14 protein-coding genes are annotated in these 12,925 nt (G+C 43.0%); 1 reads left to right on the forward strand and 13 read right to left on the reverse strand.

Features of this window, described 5'->3' with window-relative positions:
• Positions 1-293: 293 nt before the first annotated feature.
• The 8 genes from greA to alaS all read right to left on the reverse strand — a co-directional run bounded on the left by greA (position 294) and on the right by alaS (position 7,382).
• Positions 294-770, reverse strand: coding sequence for a transcription elongation factor GreA (gene greA, locus VKA52_RS02355; RefSeq protein ID WP_160915148.1), 477 nt, complete (start codon positions 768-770; stop codon positions 294-296).
• Positions 771-932: 162 nt separating this feature from the next.
• Positions 933-1,586 (reverse strand): uridine kinase, encoded by a 654-nt coding sequence (gene udk, locus VKA52_RS02360; RefSeq protein ID WP_160915150.1) that lies wholly within the window; start codon positions 1,584-1,586, stop codon positions 933-935.
• Between the two features lie 40 nt (positions 1,587-1,626).
• Positions 1,627-2,208 (reverse strand): O-methyltransferase, encoded by a 582-nt coding sequence (locus VKA52_RS02365; RefSeq protein ID WP_326314141.1) that lies wholly within the window; start codon positions 2,206-2,208, stop codon positions 1,627-1,629.
• 168 nt (positions 2,209-2,376) lie between these two features.
• On the reverse strand, positions 2,377-3,501 hold the full coding sequence (gene mltG, locus VKA52_RS02370; protein WP_326314047.1) for an endolytic transglycosylase MltG: 1,125 nt from the start codon (positions 3,499-3,501) through the stop codon (positions 2,377-2,379).
• A 195-nt stretch (positions 3,502-3,696) separates the two neighbouring features.
• Positions 3,697-3,981, reverse strand: a complete 285-nt coding sequence (locus VKA52_RS02375; RefSeq protein ID WP_089652614.1) for a DUF1292 domain-containing protein — start codon at positions 3,979-3,981, stop codon at positions 3,697-3,699.
• A 15-nt stretch (positions 3,982-3,996) separates the two neighbouring features.
• Positions 3,997-4,413: a Holliday junction resolvase RuvX gene (gene ruvX / locus VKA52_RS02380; RefSeq protein ID WP_146812767.1), complete on the reverse strand. Its 417-nt coding sequence runs from the start codon at positions 4,411-4,413 to the stop codon at positions 3,997-3,999.
• Positions 4,410-4,682, reverse strand: a complete 273-nt coding sequence (locus tag VKA52_RS02385) for an IreB family regulatory phosphoprotein (protein WP_160915156.1) — start codon at positions 4,680-4,682, stop codon at positions 4,410-4,412. The genes ruvX and VKA52_RS02385 overlap by 4 nt, the downstream gene beginning before the upstream one ends.
• A gap of 63 nt (positions 4,683-4,745) precedes the next feature.
• Entirely contained in the window at positions 4,746-7,382 is a 2,637-nt protein-coding gene (gene alaS, locus VKA52_RS02390) for an alanine--tRNA ligase (protein WP_326314049.1), read from the reverse strand.
• On the opposite strand from alaS, the gene VKA52_RS02395 reads away from it, so the two are divergent.
• Positions 7,373-7,546 (forward strand): hypothetical protein, encoded by a 174-nt coding sequence (locus VKA52_RS02395; RefSeq protein WP_326314050.1) that lies wholly within the window; start codon positions 7,373-7,375, stop codon positions 7,544-7,546. The two genes, alaS and VKA52_RS02395, sit on opposite strands and share 10 nt — an antisense overlap.
• A 181-nt stretch (positions 7,547-7,727) precedes the next feature.
• On the opposite strand, the gene VKA52_RS02400 is transcribed toward VKA52_RS02395, so the two are convergent.
• From VKA52_RS02400 to VKA52_RS02420, 5 genes are read right to left on the reverse strand one after another with little or no spacing between them, the layout of a single operon-like run.
• A complete protein-coding gene (locus tag VKA52_RS02400) occupies positions 7,728-8,795 on the reverse strand; it encodes an AI-2E family transporter (RefSeq protein ID WP_326314052.1) in 1,068 nt (355 codons plus the stop codon).
• A gap of 6 nt (positions 8,796-8,801) precedes the next feature.
• A complete protein-coding gene (locus VKA52_RS02405; protein WP_202412508.1) occupies positions 8,802-8,978 on the reverse strand; it encodes a hypothetical protein in 177 nt (58 codons plus the stop codon).
• 55 nt (positions 8,979-9,033) lie between these two features.
• Positions 9,034-9,846 (reverse strand): TIM barrel protein, encoded by an 813-nt coding sequence (locus tag VKA52_RS02410; RefSeq protein WP_326314053.1) that lies wholly within the window; start codon positions 9,844-9,846, stop codon positions 9,034-9,036.
• An 11-nt stretch (positions 9,847-9,857) separates the two neighbouring features.
• Complete coding sequence (gene recD2 / locus VKA52_RS02415; protein WP_160915163.1) at positions 9,858-12,185, reverse strand: SF1B family DNA helicase RecD2; 2,328 nt, start codon at positions 12,183-12,185, stop codon at positions 9,858-9,860.
• A 15-nt stretch (positions 12,186-12,200) separates the two neighbouring features.
• Positions 12,201-12,860 carry a tetratricopeptide repeat protein gene (locus VKA52_RS02420; protein WP_160915165.1) on the reverse strand — a complete coding sequence of 220 codons (660 nt, stop codon included), beginning with the start codon at positions 12,858-12,860 and terminating at the stop codon, positions 12,201-12,203.
• Between the last annotated feature and the right edge of the window lie 65 nt (positions 12,861-12,925).

Here is a 12,925-nt window from a genome sequence, read left to right on the forward strand (position 1 = left end):
CATCCTACTTGGGAAAGGGGTTCGTTAGCCCCTTCATCTGATGGGGTGGTTGGGAAGCTGCGAGACTCCCGTGGGAGAAAGGAGATCGGCGAGATCCCGCAGGGCGTAGCCCGAGGAAGCTCGCCACTCCCCCCACAGGAAAGCGAGTAGCTTCCCAGCCATCCCCGACGCCCAATAAGGTAACGGAACCCGAAAACATCTCGAAACTGAGTCTTCCACAATCCTGCCATATACTTTAAGATGAGCCGTATGTAGGCATAAAAAAAGACAGGGGGAAACCCCTGTCTTTTTTATTATTCGACTGTGATGATTTTTACGTCGATCTCCCCGCCTGGTGTCGCGACCTTGACCTTGTCACCTACAACATGTCCAATTAAGCTTTGAGCCATTGGAGAGTCATTTGAGATTTTGCCTTCGAAAGGGTCAGCTTCTGCACTTCCGACAATCGTGTATGTTTCTTCATCTCCATCCGGAAGCTCTTGGAACGTTACAGATTTACCCATTGTCACTGTGTCGGGATTCGCATTATCATTTTCAATGATGACTGCATTTCGAATCATATTTTCCACTTGTGTAATGCGTGCTTCTACAAATGCTTGTTCATCTTTAGCTGCATCGTACTCTGAGTTCTCAGATAGGTCTCCGAAACCACGAGCGATTTTAATCCGTTCGACTACTTCTTTACGTCGCTCAGTTTTTAAGTGATGCAATTCTTCTTCTAACTTTTGTTTACCTTCTTCCGTCATATAATAACTTTTTTCTTCTGCCATGGTCCAAATACACTCCTTTAAATACAAGAAAAAATGATGTCCTTAATATAGGAAATGAGCAGTACGACTGTACGCTCATTAAAGATAATTAACTATACTTTACCCGAGGACATTATGATTTAGAACTACTAGTGAAAACTATGCCAGATTTTTGGTAGTATTTCAACTATTTTCTTTCGTCACTGTTTGTCCTTTTTCGTAGAGAACCGTTTGGATCTTCGTTGCCATAAGATCAATGGCCACGTGGTTTTGTCCACCTTCTGGGATAATAATATCCGAGTACCGTTTCGTCGGTTCTACGAATTGCAAGTGCATAGGACGAACGACGTTGATATATTGTTCGATGACAGAGTCAAGTGAACGGCCTCTCTCATTAATATCTCTCATTAATCTGCGGATAATTCTTACGTCTGCATCTGTATCTACAAAAACTTTTATATCCATGAGATCTCTGAGACGTTCATCTTCCAGGACAAGAATCCCTTCAACGATAATTACTTCTTTAGGTTCGACATGAATGGTTTCATCTGAACGGGTATGCATCTTATAATCATAGACCGGTTTTTCTACAGGCTTTTGTTCAAGCAATTGTTCCAAATGCTCAATGAGAAGGTCATTATCGAAAGCTAGAGGATGATCATAGTTTGTTTGTAACCTCTCCTCGAACGGTACATCACTTTGATCTTTATAATAATAATCCTGTTCTAGCATTAATAACGTCTTATCTGTAAAGCGCTGGATGATCGAACGAGTGACACTCGTTTTCCCTGATCCTGATCCTCCCGCTACTCCAATCACTACTGGTTTATCACTCATGCTCCTGGGTGCTCCTTTCATCCATTTCATTCTTATCTAATTATTTGTGCTTATGTTTCTTTTTCGTAATTGCAACCCCGTCTCCGATGGGCACAATGGTTGTATTATAATCAGGATGCTGGACAAGCCATTCATTAAATCTCCGGATCTTACCAGCGATCTTCGCCATTCTTGGGCTTGCTTCTGAATCGTCAGCCACTAACCCTTTAAATAGTACATTATCAGAAAGAATGACGCCTTGATCGGATACCATCGGGGAATACAGATGGAAAAATTCTTCATACTTCCCCTTCGCTGCATCGATAAATAATAAATCAAACGGACCATCTTTTTCAATGGTAGATGCTACCTCTAGCGCATCGCCGTGTATGACATGGATCTGTTCCTCTGCGTTCATAGCCTTAATATTCTTCAAGGCTTCTTTATATCGCTGTTCATCACGTTCGACCGTTATTATATGACTACCTGGGCAAGCTTCCAGCATTCGAAGCGCTGAATAACCAATAGCTGTGCCAATCTCCAGGATTTTTTTTGGTTGGTGGATCCTGAGAAGCTGCATGAGAAAATCGATTCCTAACGGTTCCATGATTGGTACGCGCTGTTTTTCTGCTTCGGATTCCATTTTCTTTACATCTTTGGAAGGCTCTGAAAGCAATGACTGCAAATATTCTTCTTGATTCACCGAGTTTCACCCTTCCATTCATTTTTACATCCGGTTTACAACCCCACTATTTTAACATAAAAAAAAGAAGGAATGCGAGTATCTTTTTGCATTCCTTCTAAAAACATGTTAATTAATATACTTATCTTTCAGTTGGTTATGTTCTTCCAGTGAACTCGCGTAATGGATCTCTCCACTGCTATCAGCAAGGAAATAGAAAAACTCATGCTCTTCTGGTTTCGCAGCTGCCTGAAGAGAGTTCTCATTGAAGTTTGAAATCGGCCCGACTGGCAGTCCGGTTATATAATAGGTATTATATGGAGATTCGATTTCAAGGTCTTCATACAGGACACGGTCTTTATGTTCGCCATGGGCATAAAGCACGGTGGGGTCTGTTTGAAGCTTCATATCTTTACCCAGACGATTTTGAAACACGCCGGAAATCATTTTACGGCTTTTTTCTGTACGCGCTTCGTTTTCGAGAAGAGATGCCATCGTGACGAGGTCATGCACATTCTCAAGCCCTTCAAGGTTCCCCATCTGATTGACGTAAGGAAGGACCACAGCCTGTGTCTTATCCAGCATTTTCTTCACAACCTGATCGATGGTTGGATCTTCGACATAGACGTCATAGGTCGCAGCAAACAAATACCCTTCTAATGGGTGTCGAATTTCTTCATTCAATATATCCTCTGTCAATAGCTGAGGATATTCAGACATCTTTTCTTTCACATAAGATTCATCATTCACTTTTTCCATGAACTCTTCCTTAGTAAATGGTAAGTCTTCTGCGTAAACTTCAGCGATCTGCTCCAGGTTACGCCCTTCAGGGACAGTCACTTTGTACACAGGTTCTTTCACCAGCTTACCTGATTTTAAGGTCTCAATAATTTCATTCAGTGTCATGGAAGATGTGAACTGATAATTTCCCGCTTGGAAACCAGATTCATTCTTAAATTTTGTATAAAAACGGAAAATCAAGTCGTTTTTGATGATATCATTCTTTTCAAGGATACTTGCTATCGAAGATGTTGAAGATCCTAAAGGGATATCGACATTGATTTGTTTATCATTCCCTGGCTCTACAGGCTCTAAAGCAGACTTCACGTATAAATAGCCAGAAACTCCGCCGATCAAAAGAGCAAGAATCAGGACCGTGAGAATGATTGACACGATTTTCCTCACTTTACTTGCTTCCTCTATTCTATTTTTCAATCTTTTTTTATATTGATTTTTAAAGTCAGAATTAGACAAACGGACTTCCCCCTTTCATCCGGTTCATTATACTATAAAGTGAAAGAATCTTTCTACATATTCCCTTAATTTTCTACAAGGACTAGCGTATTCCGAGGTTTTACTACAAGCGTTCGTGAGTCAAATCGAAGAAATATAGTGTTCCATCTTAAGGTATAACAAAAGCCTGCAGCTGATCGCTACAGGCTTTTGGCATTACGTCAAATCTTCATCTGTCAACGTGTTCAACATTTCTTCAACCATTTCCCATTCATCATCGGATTCGATTTGGAAGAGAGCAAGGTCATCCTCTTCGTTCCCTTTTTCTTCGTAACGGAATGCGAAGACTTCTACTTCTTCGCCATCCTTTTGTTCAGCAGGGACCACTGCAATGTAAGAATGTCCGGTTTGTTCTACATCAAAGGTGAACAAAACTTCAAATAAATGCTCTTCCCCATTTTCATCAGGAATGATGATACGTTCTTCTTTTTCTAGTGCCATATTAAAACGTCCTCCTTATTGTTTCGAATCCAAGTAACTTTGCAAGATCATGACAGCGGCCATTTTATCAATGACTTTTTTCCGTTTTTTTCTGCTGACATCTGCATCCAGCAGCACGCGTTCAGCTGCCATTGTTGTTAAGCGCTCATCCCATAGATGTGTTTGGAGATGAAATTCTTCTTCCAGCCATGAGGCGAAAGTCTGGCTCGCTTCTCCTCTTGGGCCGACCGTACCATTCATATTCTTTGGAAACCCTACGACTGCTTCCGTCACGTCATGGTCACGTATGACTTCTCTTAGCGGCTCTTTAGCCGTATTGTAGTCCTGCTCGTCCCAACGGAGTGTGGTGAGGCCTTGGGCCGTCCAGCCCAAAGCATCCGAAATGGCGATGCCAATCGTTTTTTCGCCCACATCCAATCCTATTTTTTTCATTCAATGCCCTCTTTATTCTCTTTGATGTAAGATTTAACCAGCTCTTCAATCAACTCATCCCGCTCAATCTTGCGGATTAAGTTTCTGGCATCCTGATGACGAGGAATGTATGCAGGGTCGCCTGAAAGCAAATATCCGACAATCTGGTTGATCGGATTGTACCCTTTCTCTTGTAATGCTCCGTAAACAGATAGAAGTACGGATCGGACATCTTGATCAAACGGTTCTTCAGAGAAGTTGAACCTCATCGTTTTATCCATTGAACTCATTACAGTCACCTCGCACTTTGTAGTATTTACTCTATTATATACCTAATTCTTCGATAGGAAAAACTAGGCGTTTTGACTTGCGTATTCCTTGGCATATTCAAGTGCCTCTGGAATTTTAGAAGCGTCTTTACCTCCCGCTTGGGCCATGTCAGGACGACCTCCACCGCCGCCTCCACATCGTGTAGCTGCTTCTTTAATCAATTGACCTGCATGGTATCCTTTTTCTACTAAATCCTTCGATACTCCTGCAATCAATTGAACTTTATCTCCATTCGGAGCCGCTAGAAGAATCATTCCGGAGTCAAGTTTCTGTTTCAGATCATCAACCATGGTTCTGAGAGCATTCATATCTTTTACATCCACTTGCTTAGCAAGAACCTTCACACCGTTAACTTCCTCCACTTCATCCAGGATGTTGGAGGCTTCCATGTTCGAAAGTTTCGCACTTAGCGATTCATTTTCTTTTTGAAGGTCTTTCATTTCTTTATGAAGGACTTCTATTCGTTCTGGAACCTGATCGGGCTTCGTCTTCAGCTGCTCACCGGCTTTTTTCAGCAATGCCTCTTTGCCATTCATATACATATACGCATCCTTAGCTGTGACAGCCTCGATCCTTCTGGTGCCAGCACCAATTCCGGACTCTGAAATAATCTTGAATAAGCCGATCTCGGCGGTGTTCATAACATGACAGCCCCCGCACAGCTCAAGGCTGTAATCGCCAACCTGCACAACTCTGACTGTGTCGCCATATTTCTCACCGAATAAGGCCATCGCTCCCTTGGCTTTGGCTTCTTCAATAGAATTAATCTCAATGGAAACTGGCATGGACTGCCATACTTTTTCATTAACGATGGCCTCAATTTTCTCCATCTCTTCGTTCGTTACAGAACCAAAGTGAGAAAAGTCAAAGCGCAGGCGATCTGGAGCTACGAGAGAACCGGCTTGATTCACATGTTCGCCAAGCACATCTTTTAAAGCTTGATGCAGAAGGTGAGTAGCTGTATGGTTTTTAACAATAAAGGAACGTCCACTTTGTTCGACTTCTGCCTTCACTGCGGCTCCTTTTTCTATAGAACCTTGTTTAATTACCGCTTCATGCATATGCTGACCATTGGGCGCTTTTTGGACATTGGTGACTTCAACGACAGCAGATTCCGTTTTTAGGAAACCACGGTCAGCGATTTGACCACCACTCTCCGCATAGAAAGGTGTCTGCGATAGGAATAGATAAACCGTGTCGCCCTCTTCGGCATATCCATTGAACTCTTTCCCTTTAATCAGTTCCACAATTTCCGTTTCAACTTGAAGGGTATCATAACCTACGAATACACTGTCGACATGAACGTCACCCAGCACACCATCCTGAACTTGCATAGAGTCCGTCTTCTGACGGGCGCTGCGCGCGCGCTCCCGCTGCTTTTGCATCTCGTTTTGGAAACCTTCTTCATCAATAGTGAAGCCAGCTTCCGCTACATACTCTTCCGTCAACTCTTTAGGGAAGCCATACGTATCATATAAACGGAAGACTTCCGTTCCGGGGAACACGTTACTTCCCTTCTCTGTTTCCTGTTTGATGATGCTGGAAAGAATCTGCAACCCATCATTCAATGTTTCGTGGAAACGTGTTTCTTCTGTCTGAATGACGTTTTGAATGAATGCTTCTTTTTCTTTCACTTCCGGATAAAAGTCAACCATGATTTTAGAGACTTCAGGAACCAGCTTATACATGAACGGTTTGTCAATTCCGATCTGCTTGGCAAAGCGTACCGCTCTACGAAGCAGGCGGCGCAGAACGTAACCACGTCCTTCATTCGAAGGCAGGGCTCCATCACTGACTGCGAAAGTCACGGTTCTCATATGGTCTGCAATTACTTTGAAGGAAGCATCTGTATCAAAACTGTCTTCATAATTTTTATCCGCCATTTTTTCCGTTGCTTTGATAATTGGAAGGAATAAATCTGTCTCAAAGTTCGTTTCTGTTTCTTGAATAACACAAACGATACGCTCAAGTCCCATCCCTGTATCAATGTTTTTCTTAGGAAGTGGTGTATAAGTATCATCAGGGTTGTGATTGAATTGAGAGAAGACAAGATTCCAGATTTCTAAATAGCGCTCATTTTCTCCGCCAGGGTATAATTCCGGATCACTTGTATCATTCCCGTATTTCTCTCCACGGTCATAAAAGATCTCTGTATTCGGCCCACTTGGTCCTTCTCCGATATCCCAGAAATTTTCCTCAATACGGATAATGCGCTCTTCATCCAGACCGATTTTATCTTTCCAGATTTGGTAAGCCTCATCATCTTCCGGGTGGACGGTAACAGACAGCCTTTCCGGGTCGAACCCAATCCACTGGTCACTCGTAAGGAATTCCCAGGCCCATTCCATTGCTTCTTCCTTGAAATAATCTCCAATAGAAAAATTACCGAGCATCTCAAAGAAAGTGTGGTGTCTCGCCGTGAATCCTACGTTTTCGATATCATTCGTACGGATAGATTTCTGCGCGTTTACAATTCGAGGATTTTCAGGGATGACACGGCCATCAAAATACTTTTTTAATGTGGCCACTCCACTATTGATCCATAAAAGTGTAGGATCTTCGTGAGGGACAAGTGACGCACTTGGTTCTACGCTATGTCCTTTTTCTTTAAAGAAGTCAAGAAACATTTGACGGACTTCCGCTGATGTTAATGATTTCATTTGTTAATAACCTCCTCAATTACTTCAATAGTATAGAGACCGTTCCAGACGAAGAGGAACAAAAAAACCCCGCCCCTGCCTTTAATTCGGCAGGGACGGGGTTTCGTTTCCGCGGTACCACCCTGGTTATAGACAATCAAGTCTATCAGCTTGAATGCCTGTAACGTGGCATGACCCCGGCGGGAATTAACCGCACTCTGGAATAGCTTTCAACAACCTTCATGCAATGCGTTTTTCAGCCTGGAACGCACCTCTCTGAACATGAGAAAATCGCCTACTTTTTTCCTTCATCGTGTTCTTTCGTCCTTATAGTCTTTGCTAAGCGTAATTATAGATAACTGATCTTCATCTGTCAATGTTTAACCTTCCTGTACGGATTTCAGAGGCTACTACTTTTAAACAGGTCAACACAGGAACGGCTAAAATCAGTCCAGGGATCCCTGCCACTTCTCCGCCAACCAGTAAGGCCAGGATGATGAACAAGGGGTGGATATGGATACTCTTCCCCATGATGTATGGAGAGAGAAGGTTTCCTTCGACCAGTTGAATGACCAGGATGACAGCTAATGTGAAAAGGAGAGTATTCACACTGACAGTAAGAGCAACAATGACCGCAGGACCCGCTCCAAGAAGAGGTCCAAAATAGGGGATGATATTCGTAAGTCCGGCAATTAACCCTAAGACTAAAGGGTAAGGTAAATCAATGAACCAAAACCCCGCGGTAGCTAGTACACCAACGAATAAACTAATCAATAGCTGCCCCCGGATATAGCCTCCAAGAGAATCATTCAATTCTCTGACCAACCGCTTGGATTCCTCATGCCATTTGGAAGGGAGTAGTAAAACCAGAGCTTTCCCGATGCTCTTATAGTCTTTGAGAAAATAAAACGTCATCACAGGCACAACAGCTAGCAGAACAATCATATTAAAGATTCCGCTAAGACCAGCGAGCAGCGCCAAGACTCTTCCGCTTACCCATTCTTCAAAGCTTGCAAAGCGTGCATCCACTTCATGATGCAGACCATCCGGCAATTTTTCTGTTTGCGCATAAAGCTGCTTGGTCCAATTCTGATAGGATTCAACCAAGGAAGGCAAGTGCTCATTTAAAAGCTTTAATTGATCCAGCAAACGTGGAATACCCTTATATAAACCAAAGGCCGTCAAGGAAAAGAACAGCACAAAAATGACAAGTATGCTGACTGTGCGGGACAGGCCAAGGTCCTCGATCATGTGCACGAGTGGATGCAGCAAAAGGGATAAAACGAGAGCAAGCAAAAACGGCAGCAGCACTTTCCCCATGACAATTAGCACACCGTCATAATAAGGGAACAACCAGGCTAACAGTAAGAGAGAAAGTAAGATGATAAAAAAGATGGTGAATCTCCGTAACCATTTCGAGGAGCGATCACTCATGAATCATCAAGATCCTTGCTGATAAAAAATATCATTCAAAGAGCTTAGACTGCCATCTTCCTCAATTTGGTTGATATTTATTTTCCCATCTTCAATCGTTAACTCCAGGCAGCAATTCCAACAGTAGTATTGTTCGTTACCAATTTTTCCTAGGTTCTTATTATTGCAGTTCGGACATCTCATCGGACATACTCCTTTTTTTACCAAATAGTATGTCCACGAAAATGAGATTCATACATTACTTGAGTTGTTCCATCACCCACACAATCCCTTCATCCACTTGTTCTTCAGAAGGGCTGGTATGTGGCGTGTGCTCGAGGATAAAATATTTGTCCCTGCCCTTTGCCAGCAGTTCTAAAAATGGAGCCATGTCAAAAGCAGTGTCCTGCTTTTCAAAGTCCGGATGAATCGGAGTCCAAATATATCCCTTCTCCGTAAAACGGACATTATGCATATGTACGACTTTCGTAAATGGAAGAAGCGGTTCTACATACTTTCTCCAATTGTTTTCAACTGCAATCCTATAATCCCCCATATCAATACAGATACTCAGACCATATTTTCCCCAGAGATTCATAGGGAAGTCGTACAAATACTGAATACCTGCAGGTGATTGATTTTGACCGAGTTTTGGTTCACAAACGATTGGAACCCCATATGTATCCTGCAAGTGCTTTAAAAACTGCAGTCCTTCCTCTATCTTTTCAACCGCAGCCTCCATCTCACCTTTGAAATAGGGAAAATGGACAAGAACATAGGAAGCCCCTGATCGCGCTGCTTCCCTGACTTCTTCTACAAACAACTTCCTGGCGGCAGATGGTTTCATTTTCACTTCCTCCAGAAGATCATACTTGCTGTTTTCTCTGAAGTGAGGAACATGAATACCAAAACTAACCTCGTTCTCTCTAGCTAGATGTAAAAAGGAGAGATAGGAATCCCTGTCCCCAAACTCTCCTATTTCCACATGAGGCAAACCTTTACCAAACAGCTCTGGAAGACGGTCTCGATTAGACAAGATGGTACTTCCAGACATCCCGATAGAATGAGCCAAAACGTTCCCTCCTACATAAAATCGTATGGTGACAACTGTTCTTCCTCTTCTTCTGTGTTCACTTCAGGAGCTGATTCTTCCTGCAGTTTCTCTTTCAACTGTGTGTATCTCGTATTCGTATCGGTCGTGCGCACACCATCAAGGAAAGCTTCCCGATCACCGCAAATAATAAGAGACTGTTTAGATCTTGTGATAGCGGTATAAATCAGATTCTTTCTCAGCATCCGGCGATAGCTTCGTACGATTGGCAGAATAACAATAGAAAACTCACTGCCCTGAGATTTATGGATGGATGTACAATACGCGTGCATGATACTGTTCAAGTCTTTTTTTGGATAGACGACTTCTTTTCCTTCAAAATCAATCACTACCTGCTCGACACCATCGACGTTTTCTTCCGCTCGAAAAATGGCTACGATTTCTCCTATATCTCCATTATAAACCCCATCTTCAGGCTGATTCACTAACTGGATGACCTTATCCCCTTTTCGATAAGTAACCTCAAAATGTTTCAAATCACGTTTTTGTTTATGTTTCGGATTAATCGTCTGCTGGATGCTTTCATTCAACTTGTGGATCCCTACATCTGTTCGATACATGGGAGCAAGCACTTGAATATCCTTCAAGTCATTCCCCTTGTCCAACGCTTTTTGAACAATGTTTGTCACGAGATCACTTAGTTGATGTTCTCTTGCTGGGATAAAGTTGAAATCATGGTCTTTTTCTAGGGAGGCAGAGGTGCATGCATCGTTTTTTATTTCATGAGCGAGCTGGATGATTTTCGAACCTTCCTTTTGACGGTAAACTTCTGTCAACTTCACGGAAGGAAGCGTGTTAGAAGCCAGGAGGTCAGCAAGCACCTGACCAGGCCCTACTGAAGGGAGTTGGTCTTCGTCTCCCACCAGTAAAACTTGCATACCATCAGGAATGGCACGGAACAACTGATTGGCAAGCCAAATATCGACCATCGAAAACTCGTCAATGATCAACACACTCCCCTCCAGCGGATTATTCTGATTGCGTTCAAAGGAGTCATGCCCATCCCACCCTAATAAACGGTGAATGGTGCTTGCAGGCAGTCCCGTGGATTCTGTCATCCTTTTTGCTGCTCTTCCTGTGGGTGCTGCAAGGACGAATGGAAAGGGCTTGTCACTATCATAATCACCTGGATCGATAGAATGGTCATTCAATTCTGCATACGTATGGATGATTCCTTTGATCACTGTAGTTTTCCCCGTCCCCGGGCCACCAGTTAAAATCATTAATTTGGAATGAAGAGCTTTTTCAATGGCGTTGAACTGATCTTCCCCATAACTCATCGCTTCCTCTTCTTCCAAGTCCCCGATGATTTTCATCAAATCCGCCTGCGTATGGGCTGCCTCCACCTCTTTTTCCTGAATACGTTCCAGATGGCTACAAAAACCATTTTCCGCAAAGTATAGCGTCGGAAGGTAGACGCGTTCATCTTCGATATACACAAATCGTTCTTCACCAAGGTGAATCATTTGCTCAGACAGCTGCTCGAAAGTAATGGCAGGCTCAGACCCTTGATTCAACAATTGTTCAACCTGGACGAGACACTCTTCTGTCGGTAGATAGACATGTCCAGAGCTCATACTCTTTTGCATCATATACAAGCACGCCGCCCGAATCCTTGTAGGATGGTCGTGCGAAAGATTCTGCATCTTTGCCATTTCGTCTGCTCGATGAAAACCGAAGCCATCCACATGGAAGACGAGCTGGTAAGGGTCCTCTTCAATAATTGCCATCGTCTGATCCTTAAAGGCTTCATAGATTTTTTGGGCAAGCTTAAGACCAAATCCATATTGTGACAAATGAATCATGACGTGCTCGAACCCTTGATGCTCTTTCAAAGCCTCATATAGCTGATCCGCTTTTTCTTTAGGCAGCTTCGGGACAGCATCCAACACCTCACGGTTTTCCAATATTCTGGATATCGCCTGCTCTCCTAACTCATCCACGATCCGTTCGGCCGTTTTTTTTCCGATGCCATGGAAAAGGTCACTGGATAAGTAGAGGACGATTCCATCTTTCGTTTCCGGCAGGACACGGTTGTACATGTCTACTTCATATTGCAGCCCAAATTTTTTATGGTTTTTGAATTCTCCATAAAATAGATAAGTTTCGCCTTCTTCCAAAGGGGAAAAATGACCTTTAATCACAAGGGACTTCTCATCGAAGGCTTCATTCGTTTCTTTCACATGAATGGAAGCGATCGAGAAGTGCTCGGATTCATTGTGAAAAATCATCCGACTCAACTCCCCTTTGACATACGGACGTTCCTCATTTGATTCTTGAAAGAGCGATTGTTGAGTCATGATCATCGAACTCCTCTACTCGTTTAACGCTTGTTCCACTTGCCCCTTGGCATGAGCTGCCAGCATATGCTCTGGATTGATTTCCAATGCCTTAGAAAAATGCTCCAGAGCTTTCCCGGCGTTCTCCTGATGAAGAGCTACAACACCAAGGTTATAATGCGCATCACTGTGTTGTTCTTCTAATTGTAGCACATGGTTCATGACTTGTTCAGCCTGATCAATCTGTCCATTTTGAGCCAGACATAAGCCATATTGGAATTGGACATCAACGTCTTTCGGAGCGAGTTCTGATGCTCTTAATAGATAAGGGAGAGCAAGCTTCACGTATTCTTGATGAATGAACGTCATCCCTAACATAAAGTGCACATCTGCTTCATCCAACCCTTGCTGGATCGCCTGAATGAACTGCTCCTGGGCTTTTGTGTACTTTTCCTGTTCATAGTATACATTCCCTAAACCATAATAGGCAGTTGCTGCCGTATCATCCAATTCAATGGCACGATGAAAGAAACGCTCGGCTCTTTCATGATCGTTCATATGTGTCAGAAGATTACCGAAATTGATATAACCGACAGGCTCTTTTGGATTCTCATCAATGGCCTCCGTAAATAGCTTGGCCGCCTCCTCATAATTATGGTTCTGCATTTGTTCAATTCCTTGTTTTAGTTTATCCATTCTTCAAAACTCTCCTTTCACTATTCTCTTTTAACACTTCTATTAGAAAGAGTCGTCCTCTCTCA

The sequence above is a fragment of the Halobacillus sp. HZG1 genome (assembly GCF_035818575.1).
GTDB classification, from domain to species: domain Bacteria; phylum Bacillota; class Bacilli; order Bacillales; family Halobacillaceae; genus Halobacillus; species Halobacillus litoralis.